Genomic DNA, 20,224 nt, shown 5'->3' with positions numbered 1-20,224 from the left:
TTGTGTATTCCTTTTATTTTATCAGACTGTATTCGTCCATTTTCCGGTACAGGGTCGACAAGCCGATATTGAGCAACCGCGCTGCTTTGGTTTTATTACCTGCTGCATAGCGGATCACCCATTGTATATGTTCTTTTTCCACGTCGGCCAGATCGAACGTGCCGGAGTGCTGGCGTCCACCTTTGTGCCAGCGTACTTCCAGCGGCAGTGTCTCCGGCGTCAGTTCCGGGCCCTGCGCCACAATAACGGCCCTTTCCATCACGTTCTTCAGTTCCCGGATGTTACCCCGCCAGTCATGCTGTTTTAGTTGCGCCACAAAATCGCTGGTCATCCCGCTTACCGCCTTACCACTTTTGCGGGCAAACAACTGCATAAAATAGGCTGCAAAAACAGGAATATCTTCCTCTCTTTCACGCAGTGCCGGCAACTGTATCGTGAACATATTCAGCCGGTAAAAGAGATCTTCCCGGAAACGGCCCTCATTTATTTCTTTGGTCACCTCTCGGTTGGTAGCAGCGATAATACGTATATCCGTTTTCGTTGGTTTGGTGTCTCCTACTTTGATGAACTCACCGGATTCAAGCACCCGCAGTAGTTTGGCCTGTAGCTCCAGCGGCATTTCTCCTATTTCGTCCAGAAAGAGCGTGCCCTGATGGGCTTCTTCCATCAGTCCTTTTTTATTTTTGGCGGCGCCGGTGAAAGCGCCGGCCTTATATCCAAACAGTTCACTTTCCAGGATGTCTTTTCCGATGGCGCTGCAGTTGATGGCCACAAAATCTTTGGCAGCGCGGCAGCTCGCATTATGGATCGCTTGTGCGAACATTTCCTTTCCTGTGCCGGTTTCACCCAGCAGCAGCACCGGCGCATCGCTGGGGGCTGCCTGCGCGGCCAGCTGACGGGCCGCTTTAATACCAGGGGCGGTACCGATGATTTCCTGAAAGGAAGCATAGCCGCTCACAATGCGGGTTTCCAGGTGTTGAATACGTTGTTGCAACTGCACTTTCTCCATAGCGCGGAACAACAGGGGTATAATACGGGTGTTATCATTGCCTTTGGTGAGATAATCAAAGGCCCCGGATTTGATAGCGCGTACACTGTCAGGAATGTTGCCATAGGCTGTTAACAGAATAATTTCCGCCGGCAGCTGCCGTTCACGGACATACGTCACCAGATCGATACCATTGCCGTCCGGCAACATCACATCACAAAGCACCACATCTACCGGTGTATCTTCCAGCAGGCGGCGGGCAGATTTAACGTTGGCACATTCCTGTACGCTAAACCCTTCGAGTGTAATAATACGTTTCAGCAGATGACGGACTTTTTCCTCATCTTCTACTAACAAGATGTTTCCCGTAGTCATGTTTTGGTGATATTAAATAATCAAAAAAAGCGCTCAAATCGTGTGCAACTGTTCATCTGTGGCATCCAGGATTTCACTGCTGATTTTCAGGATGCGGTCTACATCTTCCTCCAGGCTGCTTACCAGCTCGCGCTGGGCCGGCTGCAGTGGTCCGGTACGGCTATCGGCCAACAGGCCGAGGCTCATTTGCATGGAAGCAATCGGTGTTTTCAATTCATGCGAAGCGGTGGCAATAAACTTAGTCTTAGCGGCAGCCAGCTCCTGTATGGCACTGATATCGCGTAATACAATCACTTCTCCGATCACATCGCGATTATTTTCAACCCGCATTACTTCTTTCACAAAAGTGTAGGGCTGCCCACTATGGCTGATCGTGAGCTGTTGCTGTGCAGGATGATGGATGATGGCGTCCAGCACTGTATTGCCGGGCGCTTTCACCTGTCCGCATAACCGTTTGGCCACCGTATTCATAAACAGGATATTTCTTTTCTCATCGAATCCGATCACGCCATCGTGCATCAGGTTGATGATGGTTTCTATCCTTGTTTTTTCCGCTTTGATTTGTTCGATGTTACTATTTTCATAGGTGTACAGTTTTTCCGCCATGTTATTGATCCCCGCTGCCAGTTGCCCGAACTCATCGCCGGGACGAAGATCGATGCGGGTACGATAGTTTTTTTCCGCTATCTGGCGGATACCTGTGGCCAGCATGCCTACCGGTCTGCTGATAATTTGCGGGAAGCTAAAGATGAAAATGATGTACACGGCGAGCGACAGCAGCGTAAATACCGACAACGCGAGAATAGCATTAGACGCCGTTTTGGAGGCTATGGCACTCTTACGCGCAATGGCTTCCTGGTTGATAATGGCTACCTGTAAGACATCATGACGGAGCGACCGGATCAGTTCTTCGTTGGCCGGATCTGCCTGTAATTTCTTCGCCATGTCTGTTGCATTGGCCGTAGCGGCATCTTCTCCATGCTCCGTTACATTTCGCTGTTGAAGCACCAGGTTCTCCTGCAGGGTCTTTAGCGGTACCGGTCGTGTTTCCAGCGCCTGCAACATATTATTACAGTAAACGATAGAGTGCAGGTTTTGCTGTAAGATCAATCGCGCGTCACGGTCCAGCTGGTAAATCCGGTAAATGCCCTGCATGCTGATGGCTAATGTCACGGCAAACAGGAAAGTTAAGCCGAGGATCAGTTTTGTTCTTAACCGTAACATGGTATAGTGTTTTTGATAACGCCACCAAAGCGATGCCATACCAACAGATAGAATTTAACTATTTGATTATTAGTTTATTGAGATTTTACCAGTAAAGGGAGACCCTTCCGAAATGGAAGGGTTTTTATCAAAATGGTAAGGTATTTACCCGTTTTTCCGGGTGGCCGCATCCGCGAAATGCTTTATATTTACCCCCATCCGGAAACAATATTAAAATGTTAACCATATGTCCGAAACGAATGTATTCATTGTCATGCTTGAGAGTAGTCAGCAGGAACAATTACCGGTCCGTATCTTTTTAACCCATCACACGTTCAGCGGTATTGTCACCCATATCAGCCCAACGACGGTAGAAATCAGAACGCCCGAAGGTCAGCCGGCTGTTATCCTGTTGAACAAAATAGAGGCTGTTGTCGGCCGCTGATTCTCTTTACACTGAAAAAACGATAGCATGGAAAATAGTACCCAACGCCCGGAGCACGCCTTGCCCGGGCTTATCCGCAAAGTATTGGGCAGCCCGCATTCCGAGCAGGTGATCAAAGCGCAGATTATCCAGATGGCTTCCCAGAACCTGCATGTACCGGAGGTAACCACCGCGTTGCTCGAAGTGTTGCCCCTGACGAAAGACAAAGAGACCCGTGACCAGCTCCTGCGTTTCCTTTCCGCCCTGAACACTTCCCGTTTCACAGATACCGGCGCCCTGTTCCAGGCACTGCTGGACGTATACCGGCAGGAAAAAGACCGGGATACCCGCATCGCCTTGTTGTACCGGCTGCAGGAAAGCATCCATCAGGACCCGCGGCTGGCGGTATTCTTCGTGGAGTTGTCGGGCCAGGAAAACCTGAGTGAACAGGAACGTATAGCCGTGCAGGATACCCTCTCTTCGCTTCCTGCTATTTCGGAAGATATTGCACTGGCAGCGCTGCTGAAAAACGTGAACGCCCCTACGATATTACAGTTACAGGCCGTGGAGATCGCAGAGAAATGCCCTTCATGGGGCGAAAAGATGGTGGCCGGCCTGCAACCTTATCTCGATGTCAAAAACGACCGCGGTATCCGTTTCCGCATCCTGCAGCGGCTTGCAGCCGCCCGCCTGCTGGAACCGGCTTACGCCGATGTACTGATACCCGTACTGCGTACCGACAACGACGTAACTGCCCGCCACGAAGCGCTGGCCGCCCTGGCACGCATCAAACCATGGAATGAGGCCATCCTCCTGCAGTTGATCTGGTCTGCCTCTCATGATGGTGACACCGGTATCCGCAGCCAGGCCTTAGAACTACAGGGAGAACAACCCGAACGCACCAACGAACAGCTGGTCAGCATGGCCGGACTGCTGGCCTCCGACCGTTCGGAAGGTGTACGACTTACGCTGTTGCAACAGCTCAAACCGGTGATGCGCATAGCAGATATCCGCAACAAAGTAGCCGCCGCCTTCGCCGGTAATCCGGGTGTTTTTGTTGAAGAAGAATTTAATCAGTTGACCGATATGCTCGCCCCCTATGCCGGCCGCGATGAACAAATCAGCCAGCTGTTGCTGCAAAGCATCAAAGGCCTGCCCGGCACCAGCCAGCGCCAGAAGGTGCTGCAGCTGCTGATAGGAAAAATCAGCCTCGAAAAAATGCTGGACCCGGTGGTGCAATTGTTCACGCAGGAGCACAACGAAACGCTGCGGGAAGTGTTGTTCAACCAGATCAAAGCCCTGTCAGTGGCCCGTCACCCGCAACTGGTAGACATATTCTGCGCCGAGCTGACCGAGCCGGGATCGCCTTTCCGGGTTACCTGCGCCGGCATCCTCGCCAACGCGGCCGAGCTCTACCCACAGATACCGCCCGCCCTGGAAGACGTGCTGTTGTACGACAACGAACGGGAACTGGTGCGCCTCTGCCTCGATGGTTACCTGCGCCCCGGCGTAGACAAAAAGTTCGATGTACTCGTCCATCTGGTGAAAAACGAACTGATAGACACCGCTTCCAGGCAGAAAGCACTGGATGCCATCCTGAAACTTTCTTTAGATGAACACCAACAGGAGACACTGGCCAACGCCCTGTCCGGCCTCAAACCCGGCACACTGAAAACCTCCTGATAAACGCCCGTTAATATGGACCTTAGCCAAACCATCGCCACCATCCGTGAACGCAGGAACGCCGGCACCGAACAGGCGCTGCTGATGCTCGATATGGCGCCGCTTTCCGATACAGACAATAAATATTCGCTGCTCTCCACCGCGGCGCATTACCTCCACGATCCCGCTGTGATCAGCAAGTGGATAACACTGCTCGCTGCCGAAACAGATACGCAACTAAGAGCAGACATGCTGCAACGCCTCGCCGCCACAGGGCTGCAACAAATCCCTGATAAACAGGGCTTCGCCGATCTGCTGGCCGCCTCGCTGCAACAAGACGAGTCGAGGGACATCATTCTTCCCCTGCTGGGAAAGCTGTCTCTTACCTATCCGCCCGCACGGGAACGGCTCATCGCTTTTTACCAGCAACAACATAACGCCGACGTAAACCGGCAAATCCTTTCCTGGCTGCTGATACCGGTGCAGGCAACGGAAGCAGACCTCGCCTTCTACCGCAGCCTGCTGGACAGTACCGATACAGATGACAAGCTGCTACTCCTCAATCGGCTGCTGCTGCGTGACCAGCTGGCGCCGGAGCAGATAGCACAACAGCTGCAACCGGCCACGCCGGAGGTGATCAAAGAAATGGTGCTGCGTTTCTGTTTCGACCGCTCCATCGTTCCGGAAGCCGCGTTGTGCACCCTCGTGCGCGCCGACAAAAATCCGCTGATACGCAAATGGAGCATCCAGCTGCTGGCCGTGCACGGCGTAAGTCAAAACGATGTGCTGGACACCCTGCTGCAGGCGTTACGGGAAGACCCCGACCCTGCTGTACGGCAAGCCGCCATGTTTGTATTCACCTACAGTCTCACGCTGACACCAGCCATCATTGAACATCTGGCGCGCTGCCTGCAAACAGAAAAACATATAGCCGTAGCGTTACAGCTGCTACAGCTGCTGGCGCCTTATACAGAGAAAAATGAAGCACTGGCAGATGCACTGTGGCTGCTGCCCGATCACGACATCGCGGTAGACCTGGCTGCTGCTATCTATGATATACTCGGCCGGCTGGTGCCTGTAAAACCTGCGCTGCTGGAGAAGTTCATGGCTGCTTATGAAAAAGAACAGCATGACGACTGCAAGGCCATCATCCTGAAAGCCATCACCAGCGCCATGAATACCGGAGCATCATGGAACCGTTTTTATCTCCGCGCACTGGAAGCACCATCCGCCGCTATCAGAAGCTGGGCCGTGCAAGCCATGCTGTACATCCCGCTGACACCGGACAATATCAGCACCCTTGCAGCCGCAGCGCCCGTGTTGCTGCATCCGGAGATACCGCACCAGCAACGGCAACTGCTGGCGCGCAAAATCAGCTGTATCCCGCAGCTGCCCGCTGCCGCCGTACAGGTGTTCAGCAAACTGGCAGACCACAGCAACGACCAGGAGCTGCAACGTCTCGCCACCAAAGTGCAGGAGAAAGCGATCTCCCATAACGGCGGCACACAGATCAACTGGGAACAGTGGCTGCATAAAGCTGACGTCACCCACGACCTGACTGGCATCTTCCCGCATATCTGGCTTTTCTACGACGACAATCCGGAGATGGCCGATAAAATACTATTCGCCGCCATCAATCCGGCCAATAGCAACAGTTTGTATCAGTGCTCCGTAACGGACATCGAAATACTCAACTTCCTTTCCGTAAAAGCCGGCATCAACGATGAAATGAGCCGGTACGCCCTGCATCAGTTGTTACACACCGATCTGGGCAACGAATCGAAATTCAAATGGTACCTGCTGGTGCTGAAAAGTAATCCTGCCAACGCGGAATTACGGGAAGGGCTCTGGCAGCTGCTGGAAAAAAGAGGTCGCTATATCAATATGATACAGCTCGACGAGCTGCTGCGCATCATCTGGAAAGACCAGCTGGAAAACGTTTTCCGCCAACATCTCTTACAGCAGCACACCGCCGCCGGCGCCGTGCCTTACCTGCAATTCCTGGAGGCCAACAACACCTGGGCGCCCGTGCCTGCCTTGCTGAAAGAGGCCGCGCAGTTGCCCGGCCTGTTGCAGGACAGCAGCTTTAAAGACGCGCTCCAGCGGGCTTGTCGCGCTGCCGGTATTGACATCGATGACCTGCTGCGCAGCGTAGCGCCACCTGCCGCTCCCGAAGCAGATGGCCCCGGCTTCGCCGATTAGCCAGCGCCGGTAACCTATTTCATCATCTTCACAGTACAACATATGTCGGAAGAAATCTTATTATTCGATATACTCCTATCTCCGGAACGCAGCACAGCGGAGCGGTTGACCGCCCTCTCCAGTCTGCGTCCTTTTCTGGAAGCGGCGGAAGGCATCACCAAACTATGCCAGGCCGTACAAACAGAAACAACCCTCGCCGTAAAACAGGCCATGCTGCAGCAGCTCTGCGACCTGGACAGCGCCCGTGTGACCGACCATCCTGTCTACATCGAGACGCTGGCCCTTATCGCCTGTCTGGACCCCGAGCGTCCATTGCGCTATATGGCCGTCAGCACCCTCGCGTCACTGGCCGCCCATGTAAGCGACATACAAGCGATACTGGCCGAAACCATGGCCCACGACCTCGATACAGCCATACAACTGGCCAGTATTCAGGGGCTACAAAACAGCGTCCGCAAAACGGATGCTACCATCGAAAAGATAGGGGCGTACATTCCGCTGGCGCCAGTAGCCTGCCGCGAGGCCCTGCTGGCGCTGGTACAGCAATTACCACTGCCTGCCGCTGCCATGATGGCATTGGATTTTACCGGGCCGCTGGAAGCTACCCACGTGCGACTGACCGCCCTGCATTTTCTGGCCACTATCCCGCAGGTACCCGCCAACGCGCTGTCACAGCTGGCCGCCATGATACCCACGGAAACATCGTTGCCCGTACGGGAAGCTATCATCAGCCTGTTGGCCGGCATGCGGCATATAGACGAGGCACTCTTCAAAGATATGTTCCATGCGCTGCAACAAATGCCGGACCTTCCGGACCTGTTGGCGCTGGTCACCGGCAGGCTCACCGCCCATCCGGAGCTACAGGACGCCTTCGTCGCTTTGTTTGCCTCCACCCCGTCCGCAGGCCTGAAAATCAGGCTGCTGACCTTACTGCAACAGGCAGAGATACCACAGCTGATCGTCCGCGGCCTACAGGATGCTAATCCGTATGTAAGAGAAGCCACGCTGCCGTTGCTAACGCACCGCTTCGCCGCGTACCAGGACCAGCTGGAACCGGCCCTGGCAGCTGCCATCCGACAGGAGCCGTTGCTGGCGCTGCGTAGCGCTATGGTGCAGGTGGTCCTGCAAACCGGCCGCAAATCAGCGGAAACAGATCGCCTGCTCGTGGAGCTGGCCACCACCGAAACAGATCATGCGCTGAAAATACAACTGGCCACGGCAGCTTGTGAGGTGACGGTACAGGAACAGTTCCAGCCGGCATTGTTACAGCTGTATGGCGATATCATGGAAGGACAATGGTATCCGGCCACACTCAAACAACTGGTGATAGCGCGGCTGCAAACCTTCTCCTACAGCGACAATCCGCATCTGCGTAAAAGTCTCGGCCTGCTGCTCGATCAGGCTAAAGACATCCATGAGCTGGACCGCATCTACCGCGTGCTGAAAACCCTGGAAGCCGATTTCAGCCAGCTCGCCCCTTCCCTGCTACAGGCCCTTTACCGGCACATCGCCTGGTATCCGCAACAGCCACTCGATGAATGGGTGAAACTGATCGGGCAACTGGCAGCGCAACATCCGGCATTACGCGCCGAACTGCCCTATCTGGTGTCTGTTACCGGCGCCACCTGGCTGCTACAGGGCGCGGAGAAAGCAGATCAGACAGGCGCCTTCCTCCCCACGCTCAAAGACGCCATGATGAAAAACAACGGCATGCAGAGCTTCATGGAAGTACAGCGCCTGATCAACGATGCCTGGAACAACCGCACCATCAAAAAAGCAGAGATCATCGCACTGTACCAGATGCTGGCACAGACACCGAAATCAGCCGGGCTGCTGCAACAGGTGACCACCATCCTGCAACAGGGCAAGCTGGTCACGCCCGAACTGGTGACCATCAGCCTCGATTATATCCTGACTTCGCCGGATACTGAGGGCGTATACGTTGTCCGCAAATACCTGGAACAAGTAGGCTTCATCGACCTCGAATACCGGGAACGGCTCCTTCGTTTGTTTACCCAGGAACAATATGCCCGGTTCATGCAGCACCATCTGCCACAAACACACTCCAAACGCCGCATACAAACTTTCAACGACTGGGAATATGCCGGTGGCTGGACTTGTCCGTATGGTCAGTGGCCTATTGCGGAACTGGTATTTGCCATTGAGCCGGGAGACCTGATCACACAGGTATTCAGCGACCTGCCGGCGGGCGAAGACACCAACGCCACGCTGCCGTACCTCGTGTTGGAACACCTGTTCCGCAACACCAACAGCGTATGGGCGAAACAGTTATATGGCGACAACCAGCGGCTCGAACAGTTCCTCAGTCTGCTTTTCAGAGGATACCAGCAGCTCACCGCCCGCAATCCGCTGGGCGACCGCATGATGTACACCTTCTGGAAGAAATGGAACGACTATGTGAACCGCCTTAATGGTCAGCTCGTTCCGCCTGCCCTGGCCGATGCCGCCACCCTCGTGTATGCGGGGGTATGCCAGTTGGCACACCAGCTGGACCCCGTCCTGAAAAACAAGCAGTTCCCGCAGGTTCTCAAAGGCATGAATAAAGACCTGCTGCATCAGCACTGGCCATGGGACCAGGACCTATGGGAAGCCTTCTCTTACAAACATTTCCCGGTACACGATCCTGCACAGGAAGCAGCGGTGCAGTTGTTTCAACAGGCCGCTAAAACCTTACAGGCCGGCCATCTCGCAGAAGGCTATCAGCTGCTGAAAGATTTGCTGGCACAGTATCCGCATACGCGGCAGGTAAAAGAACAGCTGTCAGTCATCAACAACGCATTGCAACAGCTGGAAGAAAAACTTCGTCCTGCTTAAAATATTAAAACCGCGGTAGGTCATCGCCCTACCGCGGTTTTATACTATATTTAAAAAAATATCCCCTATGCCTGATTTTTCAATGGCCGGTAAATGGCGCGGCTACTATATTCTGGGACAAGGCTACGCTGATGACTTGTTTGGAAAGAAAGTAATGTTTGAATTAACACTGCATGATATCGGCGAAGAAGAATTTGAAGGTAGCTGTGCCGATTTTTATGACAAGCCCGCCCCGCCAGCTACCATCAAAGGTTATATAGAAAATGAGTTTATTAATTTTATCAAGGAATATGAAGGCCCCTTCACCAGTGCAAAAGAAGATCCGGCCGTAACACTCACTCCGCCCATCAACTATACAGGATATTACGATGCTACCCGTGATACCTTTTTCGGAGAATGGGAACACATGGGGAAAACCCATGATACTCCCATGGGAACATTTACGGAAGGTTGTGCCGGCATCTGGAATATGAAGAGAGCCGCTGACTAGGTCAATAGCTCATTTCACATACTCACTCGGGAAAATTCGTCAACTCTCAGGGAAAATCAGATATCAACCAGCCCTTGCTCTCCGGTTACCTTTGATTCCTAATAAAAGAGATGAGTATGAAAAACAGACAACCGGTATGGACGTCCTTTTTAGGGCTATCCTTGTTGGCATCCGCCTGCAATAAAGATGATGACGGGAACATGGGTATGACATACTCTCCCACGATCACCATCGAGAATGTATTGGATTCGCGACCGCTGGTAGAATCAGGCACCTTTAAGAATACCGGCAATTCGCCGGTGATTATGCCGGGAGAATCGATATCCTTCCAGTTCTCGGCAGGCAAGGGGCAGGCGGTATCGTTTGCCACTATGTACGGCTGGTCCAACGATCTTTTCTTTGCCCCGGCCAATCCGGGCATCAAAGTGTACAAGGACGACGGAACTCCTATTGAGGGGGATGTCTCCGGCCAGATAAAACTATGGGACAACGGCACCCGTATCAATCAGACACCAGGACCATCCGTGATGCATCCGGGCACGGCCGAAAGTACCGCTAAAAATGTGACGGAAGTAAATGGTACCGACGCTCAGGGTAATACCTATGCAGCAGCATCTGCTTTGATGAAAGCCAGTTTACATTATAACGGTAATTCCATCTTTACGTTAACCATCACCAACGGCTCCGGCGGTACTTCCAACCCGACGCCCTTTAGTCCGGGTGTGTGGGCAGTTTCCTACATTGCCGGCGGCAACCTGTTAAGCCCCAATCCGCTCTATGAAGCCGGCAAACTCAGCGCCAACGGGTTGACCAACATCGCTGAAATGGGCGACAACAGTGTATTGGGAAATTATATTACGGGGCAAACTGGTATTTTCACGCCATTATCGCCTATCTTGGTGGTGGTATATAACGGTATTGACAATCCCATCTATAAAACGGGCGAAAACGACAGAGGACAGGGACTGAAAAAACTGGCCCAAACGGGCGATGCCAGCGATCTGGCAAGCTATCTAAAAACAGTAAAAGGCGTTAAAAACGTATATGTATTACCGGCGGCCAGCACCACGGTATTGTTGCCCAAAATCGGTACCCAGGCAGGCAGTAAAGTTTCACAGCAGTTAAGTGTGGTCTCAGGTGACAGGATAGCTATCGCCACCATGTATGGATTATCAAACGACTGGTTCTTTGCGTCGCAAGGCAATGGTACAGATGCCACCCAGACAGGCGACATCTCCGGATCTATGGGTCTTTTTGATGACGGCACCGCCATCAATCAATTCCCGGGGGCAGGCGTCACACAGGCCAACCTCGGCGGAACTCCCCTTCCGGAGAGCAAAAACATAGCAGCAGTACCCAATCCAAATGACTTTACCACCCTACCGGCAATACCCAATATTATCAAGGTAACTATTCAGTAATGGAGTATGGTAAGCGAATATGATGAAAAAGCTACATCGGCACGGTTCATTATGCATGTCCATAATGACCGGTTTAAAGGAGCGGGGCTTCACAAGCCAACCGTGCCGATCAACACCTTTGTATACAACAAGGGAAAAGCACAACGGGTCACCATCGATGAGATTGAGTACCTAATGCCTGAAGCGTCTATGCTGCCTTTAGTATCCAACCAGCACTTTACCTTCGAGAACCCGGATAAACTGGTGGCATGGCAGTTTAACCGGGAGTTCTACTGTATCGTAGACCATGATGCAGAAGTGGGCTGCGTAGGATTTCTGTTCTACGGTATTCATCACCCGATGTTTATCAGGCTAAATAAAATACAACAGGAAGAAATACAATACCTGGAGAAAACTTTTACCGCTGAATGGCCATCCAAAGACGGTTTTCAGGGGGAAATGCTGCGTACACTGCTGAAATACCTGATCATCACCACAACCCGGATCGCCAAACAACAAAGCGAGTGTTATCAGCAGTTTGCTGATGAAAAGATGGACATTGTGCGCAAGTTCTCTTTGCTGCTGGAATGCTCTTTCAGAAGAGAACACAGTGTAAAATTTTATGCTGATGCACTGAACAAATCAGCCAAAACCTTAAGCAATATCTTTGCGCTACTGGAACAGCCTGCACCATCCAGGCTTATTCAGAACAGAATAATACTGGAAGCGAAGCGATACCTTCATTACACCAACAAAACGGCTAAGGAAATAGCTTATGAGTTGGGGTTTGAAAGTCCTGCACATTTTAGCCGGTTCTTTAAAATGTATACCGGCATCAATGTTTCCAAATTCAGAGATGGTAAATCCGTTATGGATGCCCTTCCCTAAACCGTCTGCATGGTTTCCCTTTGCGCCTCAGCGGCTTCTTTCCTGCTCACCACCAACACCCGATACATGACCAGGCCGCTGGCGACGATTAATGCGATATAGCTGAAAGACAGGTTCTGTCCATCTTTGGCAGGCAATACATAAGTGATGCCGGCGCTGAGCATAGACACGATCACGTATACCAGTCCACCGGTAAGGCCTCCGGCGATGCCCGCATTTTTAGGGAACCGTTGTAAGCAGTACGTGAAGTAGTTATTATAGGTGAAGCCAGCTCCTACATGCACGAGGAAGGCGAATACCAGTACCGTCCAAAGCTGATTGAACAACAGGAAAGTGCCCAACAGCGCGAAGGCTGCCACCAGTTGGCAAGCTATATTCACATTCAATTTCCGGACAAACGGTTTGTTGATCGTTCCCTTGCCGATGAAACCACCCACCATCCAGGCGAAGCCCAGGAAGAGGGAGCAATAGCCCGTTACGACCGGCGACAGATTAAAATAATGCTCAATGATGAAAGGACCTGACATGTTATAGATCATCACCATGGTATAGGCCAGTCCCAACATACCAATGCCCAACGTAAAGCTGCTGGTGCGCAGCATCTCATAATAGATAGCTACTATTTTGGCCGGAAGGAACGGTGTTTTCTGCCTGATGGTTTCCCCGCTGAAGCATACTTCCAGTACCAACAGCAGCGCTGCATAGGCGCCCAGGAAATAAAAATTGGATTCCCAACCGAAGTTCACTTCCAGATAACCACCAATGAAAGGCGCTATGATAGGGCCGGTGGACCATATAATGGTGAAGAAGCTGAGATAATGTTTTAGTTTTTCGCCGGAGTAGAGGTCCACGAAAAGTGCCCTTTTACTCACCACCATGGCGGCGATGGTAATACCATGCACGATCCTCATGGCATATACCACATACAGACTATGGGTATTGGCGATGATACCACAGGAGATACAGAAGAGCAGCATGGATATCAGGGCTACCCTGTAGCGGCCATAACTATCGAGCAGTCCGCCGATAAACAGTTGTGAAACGCCGTAGCTGATCAGGAAGAGGCCCAACGTGAGCTGTGCCTGGCTGCTGGAGATACCGAGTGCATTGGTCATGCCTGGCAGCGAAGGAATGTAAATGTCGGTAGCAAATCCCGACATGGGTATCATGGCAAAAGCGAGCAGGGTGGCTATTCCAATATTACCCTCTTTGATGCGTTTAACAGTGCTGGTCGTCATTTTACAGAAGCTGGTGATTCAGTTTGCTGCAAAATTAGGCCATCATACACTATCTATTGACACAGTAATCTCATAAAAAACCGAAGTTTTTCCTCCTTAAAAAACATTTTGAAGAGAAGTTGAATTTTTGTTCACGTCATAAAAGCCGGCATGACAGGATTCACACCGGCTATTATGCTTCCTACTTTCTGCGAAGGGGTTGTCATCATTTCATGACAGCAGCCAGTCCTTTCTTCAGATCGTCCTGGTTCATCACCGGCTGAAACTCAAGTTTTGCATTTAGCTCCATAAAAAATGGTTCAGCGATGCCCGGAATTTCCGAAGGATCTTTCATATCAAATATCATGATACCGGTGCGGCAGCCTTCTGAGGCAAAGAAGTAACTCGCTTCAGGTTTGATTTTGTCAACAGTCGCTTTGATGATTTCGGGGAGCCGGCCGTTTTTAATAGCCTCGTTGGAAGCATTTACTTCCATTACGACCTTTAACATGGTACGCATAACTTTTGGGGGTTTGGTTATGCTGTAATTTCGCACTTTTTGTGCAGGGAAAATGTTATTTGAAAGTTATAATGCGACACCGCCGTGACTGCTTAAAACAGCGACATCTGCGTTTGCTGCGGCTGTTGTGGCTGCCCGGCCAGTCCGAATACCTTCCTTACCTCCTGGTAAAAGTCCGCCTCGTGTACACCGTCGTGCACATGCAGGAAAAAGTATATATCCTGCAGGCCTTGTGCTTTCCAGGCATCGATGCGTTCTTTCCAGGCATGCAACCGGGTAACATCCAGCGGATGCCCGCCCTTGGTGACGAAACGCAGGAATAGATGCGGAATGGTATGTGCCATATGCAGGCAATCACGCCTACCGGGCGTGTCGGTCATCACCACCCCGATGCCCAGCTGATGCAATGTGCGGAAAAACGTTTCGCGCTCTGTTGTTTTCTCAAACCAGTCGGGATGCCGCACCTCTACAAAAAAGCGGATATCCTGCGGCAGCTGCTCCAGGTATTTATAGAGGTTCAGCTTCCGCACCGGCGAAAAATGTTCGCTGAGTTGCAGGAATACCGGTCCCAGCTGCGTTTCAAATGCCCGTATGCTTTCCAGAAAAGCAGCGGTTTCCGTACCGGCATTCAATAAGGTACTGTGGTGGCTGATAGACTGTGGCACTTTCGGACAAAAACGGAAATCACGTCCCTGGGTTTTGTCGGTCCATTTGCGGATATCATCAGGACTGTAAATTTTATAATGGGTGGCATTCAACTCTACACAGTTGAACAACCGGCTGTATTCCGTCAGTGTATCTTTCACGCCTTTTGTATAGAGCGTGCCGGTGTATTCCTTCCGGCTCCAGCCAGACGTGCCTATCCTCAGGGTACTGTTGCCCGCGGGACCATTCAGAACGGCCGCTGTAGGCCAGGCATCAGCCGGTAAGCTCAGGTCCAGTTGATCGTATCTTTGCCAAAGGGCGCCAAAATCCATACTTCATCTCTTTTTAACTGTCTTCGGGTAAAATTACAGCGTCTTGTTAAAATCCAGGGCAAGATTTACCCAGTAGTCCCAATCTGCTTTGGTGTGCAGGCTGTCTGCCGTCACATGTACATACCCTTTGTACTCTTTTCCGCCCATAATGACCGTAGTACAGCCTTTCCTGGCGATGGCCGCCTGATGCAGCGCCGGGTCGATGCGGCACATGATCCGGTCCGCCCCTGCTGTCAGGCACATTTTTTCATTGACCATAAAAGCCAGTCCGCCGAACATTTTCTTTTCCGTTACGCCTTTTTGTTTGTCCAGCGCTTTACGAAGCTTATTGGCCAGTTCTTCACTGTAAGCCATATACGTTTATTTAGATGGAACAATGCTTATCTTAGCGGCTACTAAAATACGGCATTTCTGATATCCATACAATGACGGACCAGCTTTACCACGACCCGCATCTGGCGCAGTTTTATGACCTTGATAACAGCCGGGGGAAGGACTCTGCCGGGGAAGCGCCGGAGCGGGCGGGCCTGGAAACCGCTCCATTGTGTGGCAGCCGGGACATAACATCGTACACTCCTCAGTCGGAAAAAATGATTTTTGAAGTCCGTCATAAAACGAACATATGAAAGCTCAACCGCCCATCCCCCTCCATGGCAAAGAATTACAGGACCTCGGTGTTGAAATGAAGGAGGGTACTTATATACACGAGGGCATGAGACATATCCACCGCGATGAACACTATGTTTTCCTGCTGTTGACAGCAGGTGAGTTTTTGCTGGAAATTGATTTTATCGAATGGCGGGTCACCGCGCCAGCCTTATGTTTCATCTCACCCGGACAGGTACATCGTTATATCCGGCAGGAGCACCACAGCAACGGCTGGTTCGTTTTTGCCGACCCGGGTCTGGTAAGAGGAAAATGCCGCGATGTTTTTGAAAACTACCAGCGGGTACAACAACAGTTTCCGCTCCCTCAGCCACACGCCGTCTTTCTCAGTATGCCCGTGTTACAGCACGCACTGGAAGCCACCAATCATCCATTAAAAAAACAAATCGTGTCATCACTGGCAGAAGGCATATTGGGCCTCTTTGCCGCCGAAATCATGCAACATGATTTATCCCATACCGCAGCCACCAGTCAACGGCAAACTATCACCGTCAAATTCAGGAAACTGGTAAAAAAGAAATTCAAAGAGCTGAAGCAGGTGCAACAATATGCGGAGTTGCTGCATATCACACCGCTCTATCTGAACGAATGCGTGAAAGCCACCACCGGATTCCCTGCCAGCCACTGGATTTCAGAAGAAGTGCTGCTGGAATCCCGGCGGCTGCTGTATTACACCCGGCTCGACGCCAAGCAGATCGCGTTTGAACTGGGCTATGAAGATGCTGCTTATTTCTCCCGGCTCTTTAAAAAGCACACCGGCGTGTCGCCCCTCGCATTCAGGACGCGAAACCATGAATTGTCCAAGGATACCCATTAATCAGTCAACATCTGCCCCTGTTACTCACGGTAGCTTTGCACTCATAATAAGCTGATAAAAGTTATGAGTACAATTGTTAAAAACAGTATTGAGACCAGCCCCGCTACGAGCTTTGGTGCTCTTGTAACCCCGGTAGTACTTTCTGTATTATCTATTTTTCTGACCATCGGTGTTTCTTTCGCGATACTACCCAAACTGGTACACGATCAACTGGGATATGGCAACGTGATCGTCGGCGTAGTGATCGGCCTTGCCAACGCTACCGCCCTTATTACCCGCATGTATGCGGGCACACACACCGATACCCGCGGTCCGAAGTCGGGCCTGGTGCGCGGTATCATCACCACCGCTGCAGCAGGCGTGGTGTACGTCTGCTCTGCCATTGCCGGCCTTCCTCCCATGCTTTCACTGGGCTTACTGCTTACCGCCAGGATCCTCCATGGCATTGGTGAAAGTTTCCTTATCACGGGCGCACTGACGCTGGGCATTGGGCTGGTAGGCCCTGCCAGGGCAGGTAAGCTGATGGCCTGGGTGGGCATCTCCCTATATGCCGGTATTGGTCTGGGTGCACCGCTGGGTAATTTCGTACACCAGTACCTGGGCGTGATGGCAGCGTTTATGCTGATCCTGTTGTTACCAGTGCTGGGCAGCCTTCCTGTATTAAGAAGCCCTGAAATAGCCACCAGTGGCAAGAAATCAGGCGTGCCTTTTTACCGGGTGCTGTCCATGATTTCAAGACAGGGAGTATCCCTTGCTTTGTCAGTGATCGGATTTGGCTGCCTCTCTTCCTTTGTTGCGCTGATGTTTGCAGCCAACAAATGGGGTGGTGCTCCGTGGGCGCTCAGTGTGTTCGCCGCAACGTATACCCTTGTCCGTTTGTTCTTCGCCTCTTCGCCTGACAAATACGGCGGATACCGGATTGCGGCGATCTCCATCGTGATCGAAATCGTGGGACTGCTGATGTTATGCAGCGCTGGTTCGCCGGCTATGGCCTTGTTGGGCTGTGCTTTCACCGGTATCGGCTTCTCGCTGATATTCCCCGCCCTGGGCGTGGAAGCGGTTAAAAAAGTGTCTCCGGAAATACGCGGCAGCGCCATGGGAGCCTATACCGCCTTCACCGATCTGGCGCTGGGCATCACCGGACCTATTGCCGGGCTGATAGCCAGCAGCTTTGGCTACCAGGCGATTTATCTCTTCGGCGCCGTTTGTGCCGCGCTGGCACTGCTTCTGATCATGATCAGAAAAGAACAGTAAGCTACATACGAACAATACCCCCTCTACATCCCCGGATAGCTACCCGGGGATTTTCCCATTTTATACCTATATTTAGTTATCCTAACTTTATTCTACTCAAAATAATTAACACCGGGTACCCTATTGTTTCACTCCTAAAAATCAGCACATGTCAGTTACTCCCTCCAATGTATCGTTGTGGGCTTACCGCACCATCCCCTTCATTTTTGAAAGCGACTATCCTTATCAGCAGGAAGTGATGGCCGCCATGACCCAATGGGAAATCGCTGCGGGCGTCACTTTCCTGCAATGGACAGACGAGCCCAATTACCTCTACATCCAAAAAGAAAGCTCCGACAACGAGAGCGACATCGGCATGAAAGGTGGCAAACAGATCGTCGGCATCAGTCAAACCAACCTGGCGCTGCATGAACTGGGACATGCCATTGGCCTGGCGCATGAACATTCCAGAAGCGACCGTGATGACCACGTCGATATGCAATGGCAATACATCGACGGTGGCCAGTCCAACGCTCAGTTTACGAAAGACCGGTTCAGTAACAACCTCACCGACTACGACCGGATGTCTGTGATGCATTATCCGGCCCCCGCCACCGGCTGGGGCGGATACCCGGCCAATCAGCAGGTATGGACCATGCGCTGGAAGCAGGACAACAACACCCAACTGGGCGCCGGCGACAATCAGGGCTACACAATATTATCTGATCATGATAAAAGTCCGAATGGCATCCTGTCGTTATACCAGCAGCTGCATGTACCCATGGGCCCACAAACGGCCAGCGGCAAATGGGATAACCCCTACGCCGTACAATTCCCCTTCACGATCGATGGTCAGACCTATGCCTTCGAACACAACCCCACCGCCAGGAGCTGGTATATACAGCAACTATTGCCCGACGGTACTTTGGGCGCAACAACCGTTCACGGCACATGGTACAATCCCTACGAAGTGCAGTTTCCCTTCACAGTCGGCGGCAGGGTATTCTATTATGGCCAAAACCTCGAAAAAAAGAATTGGTTTATACAGGAACTATTGGCCGGCGGACACGTGGGAAGCACCACTGCCACCGGCACGTGGCAAGGCTCCTATGCGGTGCAGGTACCCTTTACCATTGGCGGCCGCGTATTCTTTTTCGGGCAGAACCTCGACACCTACTACTGGTTCATTCAGGAGCTGCTGCCTGATGGCAAAATGGGAGAAGAGACAGATCACGGCACCTGGAAAAATCCCTACCATCGGCAGTTTACCTATAGCATCGGTGACCGCACCTTTATTTGCGGCCAGAATATGATCAAAAAAAGATGGTTCATCCAGGAGGTACTACCGGGTGGTAAAATGGGGAAAGAGCTGTCTGCGGGCACATGGCCGGATGCCTATGAAGTACAGTTTCCCTATCACCTGGGCGGCGTGCAATACTTCTATGGACAAAGTATGACCTCAAAAATCTGGTTCATTCGTCGGCTGAATCTCGATGGCTCCATGGGAGCGCTGGTACAGGCCGGCAGATGGGACAAAGCTTACCAGGTGCAGTATCCTTATTTCAGCGGATATCAACAGTATTTCTTCGCGCATAGCACGGATGACTATCATTGGTTCACCCGACAATTACTGACCGTATAAGATCGGAAGCCGTCCCTTAACGGGACGGCTTGTTTTTGCGTTCGCCATGGATGCGGATAGTTTTTATCATCGACAGTGCTTCAGGGATAAAGTTATCGGTGACAATATCTTTCTTTGCGGAGAGCACTTTGTACTTAAACCATACGGGCACACCGCTAATAACGGTAAATGCTTCGATCTCCTTATGTTGCAACGAATCTGAATAATTTGAATAATCAAAAGCAGTGATAGTGTAATACCTGTCGTCAATCTCCTGTATAGTATCCACCACCAATCTATTCATTACACCGCTTTTTTTTGCCACAGCCATTACATCCCTGAGGTAGAGTAAATGGCCATTCCCGGACGTATCTTCATTAAACTGCCTCATTTTGGACGGATGTACGATAGTAAATTCATCAATGGTATCTGAGTGCTCCCTGCCAAAAAATCCCGACTCCTGTTCCATCTGCAAAACCTTAGGCTGAAAGCGGTATTTACACTCGTGACATGAACTACAATCAGAATAATGTATCCAGGAGAAGCTGGTATCATATCGTTCAGGCACAGCCATCGTTATGATGCCAAGACTATCGGCCAGTTGCTGCTGTACCATCCTGGAATGCGGCGGAAGCGGCGCCTCTCTCTTCGTTTCCCGGCAGGCTGCCAGCAGGAACATTGCTACGAATGGCAATAGGTATTTCAT

At 51.6% G+C, this 20,224-nt stretch carries 18 protein-coding genes; 11 read left to right on the top strand and 7 right to left on the bottom strand.

The window, feature by feature from the left end; translation table 11 throughout:
* Nucleotides 1-13 precede the first annotated feature (13 nt).
* Entirely contained in the window at nucleotides 14-1,363 is a 1,350-nt protein-coding gene (locus ICL55_RS02105; RefSeq protein WP_188094388.1) for a sigma-54-dependent transcriptional regulator, read from the bottom strand.
* 33 nt (nucleotides 1,364-1,396) lie between these two features.
* A complete protein-coding gene (locus ICL55_RS02100) occupies nucleotides 1,397-2,587 on the bottom strand; it encodes a histidine kinase dimerization/phospho-acceptor domain-containing protein (RefSeq protein ID WP_188094387.1) in 1,191 nt (396 codons plus the stop codon).
* A gap of 226 nt (nucleotides 2,588-2,813) precedes the next feature.
* Here ICL55_RS02100 and ICL55_RS02095 point away from each other — a divergent pair, with 226 nt between their 5' ends.
* The 7 genes from ICL55_RS02095 (at nucleotide 2,814) to ICL55_RS02065 (ending at nucleotide 12,467) form a co-directional block, all read left to right on the top strand.
* Entirely contained in the window at nucleotides 2,814-3,011 is a 198-nt protein-coding gene (locus ICL55_RS02095) for a hypothetical protein (RefSeq protein WP_188094386.1), read from the top strand.
* 27 nt (nucleotides 3,012-3,038) lie between these two features.
* The gene (locus ICL55_RS02090) at nucleotides 3,039-4,673 is read left to right on the top strand and encodes a hypothetical protein (protein ID WP_188094385.1); all 1,635 of its coding nucleotides are present in this window, start codon (nucleotides 3,039-3,041) and stop codon (nucleotides 4,671-4,673) included.
* A 15-nt stretch (nucleotides 4,674-4,688) separates the two neighbouring features.
* On the top strand, nucleotides 4,689-6,854 hold the full coding sequence (locus ICL55_RS02085) for a HEAT repeat domain-containing protein (RefSeq protein WP_188094384.1): 2,166 nt from the start codon (nucleotides 4,689-4,691) through the stop codon (nucleotides 6,852-6,854).
* Between the two features lie 42 nt (nucleotides 6,855-6,896).
* On the top strand, nucleotides 6,897-9,689 hold the full coding sequence (locus ICL55_RS02080; protein ID WP_188094383.1) for a hypothetical protein: 2,793 nt from the start codon (nucleotides 6,897-6,899) through the stop codon (nucleotides 9,687-9,689).
* A 67-nt stretch (nucleotides 9,690-9,756) separates the two neighbouring features.
* Nucleotides 9,757-10,179 (top strand): hypothetical protein, encoded by a 423-nt coding sequence (locus ICL55_RS02075; RefSeq protein WP_188094382.1) that lies wholly within the window; start codon nucleotides 9,757-9,759, stop codon nucleotides 10,177-10,179.
* A gap of 116 nt (nucleotides 10,180-10,295) precedes the next feature.
* Nucleotides 10,296-11,600, top strand: coding sequence for a spondin domain-containing protein (locus ICL55_RS02070; protein ID WP_188094381.1), 1,305 nt, complete (start codon nucleotides 10,296-10,298; stop codon nucleotides 11,598-11,600).
* Nucleotides 11,601-11,606: 6 nt separating this feature from the next.
* Entirely contained in the window at nucleotides 11,607-12,467 is an 861-nt protein-coding gene (locus ICL55_RS02065) for a helix-turn-helix domain-containing protein (RefSeq protein ID WP_188094380.1), read from the top strand.
* Here the strand turns inward: ICL55_RS02065 and ICL55_RS02060 are convergent.
* From ICL55_RS02060 to ICL55_RS02045, 4 genes are all read right to left on the bottom strand, one after another.
* On the bottom strand, nucleotides 12,464-13,705 hold the full coding sequence (locus ICL55_RS02060; protein WP_188094379.1) for an MFS transporter: 1,242 nt from the start codon (nucleotides 13,703-13,705) through the stop codon (nucleotides 12,464-12,466). The genes ICL55_RS02065 and ICL55_RS02060 overlap by 4 nt on opposite strands.
* A gap of 205 nt (nucleotides 13,706-13,910) precedes the next feature.
* Complete coding sequence (locus ICL55_RS02055) at nucleotides 13,911-14,204, bottom strand: hypothetical protein (RefSeq protein ID WP_188094378.1); 294 nt, start codon at nucleotides 14,202-14,204, stop codon at nucleotides 13,911-13,913.
* 92 nt (nucleotides 14,205-14,296) lie between these two features.
* Entirely contained in the window at nucleotides 14,297-15,181 is an 885-nt protein-coding gene (locus ICL55_RS02050; protein ID WP_188094377.1) for a DUF72 domain-containing protein, read from the bottom strand.
* 33 nt (nucleotides 15,182-15,214) lie between these two features.
* Nucleotides 15,215-15,535 carry a TfoX/Sxy family protein gene (locus ICL55_RS02045; RefSeq protein WP_188094376.1) on the bottom strand — a complete coding sequence of 107 codons (321 nt, stop codon included), beginning with the start codon at nucleotides 15,533-15,535 and terminating at the stop codon, nucleotides 15,215-15,217.
* A gap of 71 nt (nucleotides 15,536-15,606) precedes the next feature.
* Here ICL55_RS02045 and ICL55_RS02040 point away from each other — a divergent pair, with 71 nt between their 5' ends.
* From ICL55_RS02040 to ICL55_RS02025, 4 genes are all read left to right on the top strand, one after another.
* Nucleotides 15,607-15,807: a hypothetical protein gene (locus tag ICL55_RS02040; protein WP_188094375.1), complete on the top strand. Its 201-nt coding sequence runs from the start codon at nucleotides 15,607-15,609 to the stop codon at nucleotides 15,805-15,807.
* Nucleotides 15,804-16,664 (top strand): helix-turn-helix domain-containing protein, encoded by an 861-nt coding sequence (locus tag ICL55_RS02035; protein WP_188094374.1) that lies wholly within the window; start codon nucleotides 15,804-15,806, stop codon nucleotides 16,662-16,664. The genes ICL55_RS02040 and ICL55_RS02035 overlap by 4 nt, the downstream gene beginning before the upstream one ends.
* A gap of 63 nt (nucleotides 16,665-16,727) precedes the next feature.
* A complete protein-coding gene (locus ICL55_RS02030) occupies nucleotides 16,728-17,918 on the top strand; it encodes an MFS transporter (protein WP_188094373.1) in 1,191 nt (396 codons plus the stop codon).
* Between the two features lie 148 nt (nucleotides 17,919-18,066).
* Nucleotides 18,067-19,539: a M12 family metallopeptidase gene (locus ICL55_RS02025; protein WP_188094372.1), complete on the top strand. Its 1,473-nt coding sequence runs from the start codon at nucleotides 18,067-18,069 to the stop codon at nucleotides 19,537-19,539.
* A 16-nt stretch (nucleotides 19,540-19,555) separates the two neighbouring features.
* On the opposite strand, the gene ICL55_RS02020 is transcribed toward ICL55_RS02025, so the two are convergent.
* Nucleotides 19,556-20,224, bottom strand: a complete 669-nt coding sequence (locus ICL55_RS02020) for a hypothetical protein (RefSeq protein WP_188094371.1) — start codon at nucleotides 20,222-20,224, stop codon at nucleotides 19,556-19,558.

The sequence above is a fragment of the Chitinophaga varians genome (genome assembly GCF_014529945.1).
Taxonomy (GTDB): domain Bacteria; phylum Bacteroidota; class Bacteroidia; order Chitinophagales; family Chitinophagaceae; genus Chitinophaga; species Chitinophaga varians.
The sequence above is the reverse complement of the archived record's forward strand: the minus strand, read 5'-3'. Positions and strand labels throughout refer to the sequence as shown.

Coding starts and splice junctions, on each gene's coding strand:
- ICL55_RS02040 (WP_188094375.1), top strand. CDS start 15,607: ATGACGGACCAGCTTTACCACGACCCGCATCTGGCGCAGTTTTATGAC.
- ICL55_RS02080 (WP_188094383.1), top strand. CDS start 6,897: ATGTCGGAAGAAATCTTATTATTCGATATACTCCTATCTCCGGAACGC.
- ICL55_RS02050 (WP_188094377.1), bottom strand. CDS start 15,181: ATGGATTTTGGCGCCCTTTGGCAAAGATACGATCAACTGGACCTGAGC.
- ICL55_RS02090 (WP_188094385.1), top strand. CDS start 3,039: ATGGAAAATAGTACCCAACGCCCGGAGCACGCCTTGCCCGGGCTTATC.
- ICL55_RS02020 (WP_188094371.1), bottom strand. CDS start 20,224: ATGAAATACCTATTGCCATTCGTAGCAATGTTCCTGCTGGCAGCCTGC.
- ICL55_RS02025 (WP_188094372.1), top strand. CDS start 18,067: ATGTCAGTTACTCCCTCCAATGTATCGTTGTGGGCTTACCGCACCATC.
- ICL55_RS02095 (WP_188094386.1), top strand. CDS start 2,814: ATGTCCGAAACGAATGTATTCATTGTCATGCTTGAGAGTAGTCAGCAG.
- ICL55_RS02060 (WP_188094379.1), bottom strand. CDS start 13,705: ATGACGACCAGCACTGTTAAACGCATCAAAGAGGGTAATATTGGAATA.
- ICL55_RS02075 (WP_188094382.1), top strand. CDS start 9,757: ATGCCTGATTTTTCAATGGCCGGTAAATGGCGCGGCTACTATATTCTG.
- ICL55_RS02085 (WP_188094384.1), top strand. CDS start 4,689: ATGGACCTTAGCCAAACCATCGCCACCATCCGTGAACGCAGGAACGCC.
- ICL55_RS02105 (WP_188094388.1), bottom strand. CDS start 1,363: ATGACTACGGGAAACATCTTGTTAGTAGAAGATGAGGAAAAAGTCCGT.
- ICL55_RS02065 (WP_188094380.1), top strand. CDS start 11,607: ATGGTAAGCGAATATGATGAAAAAGCTACATCGGCACGGTTCATTATG.
- ICL55_RS02070 (WP_188094381.1), top strand. CDS start 10,296: ATGAAAAACAGACAACCGGTATGGACGTCCTTTTTAGGGCTATCCTTG.
- ICL55_RS02045 (WP_188094376.1), bottom strand. CDS start 15,535: ATGGCTTACAGTGAAGAACTGGCCAATAAGCTTCGTAAAGCGCTGGAC.
- ICL55_RS02055 (WP_188094378.1), bottom strand. CDS start 14,204: ATGCGTACCATGTTAAAGGTCGTAATGGAAGTAAATGCTTCCAACGAG.
- ICL55_RS02035 (WP_188094374.1), top strand. CDS start 15,804: ATGAAAGCTCAACCGCCCATCCCCCTCCATGGCAAAGAATTACAGGAC.
- ICL55_RS02030 (WP_188094373.1), top strand. CDS start 16,728: ATGAGTACAATTGTTAAAAACAGTATTGAGACCAGCCCCGCTACGAGC.
- ICL55_RS02100 (WP_188094387.1), bottom strand. CDS start 2,587: ATGTTACGGTTAAGAACAAAACTGATCCTCGGCTTAACTTTCCTGTTT.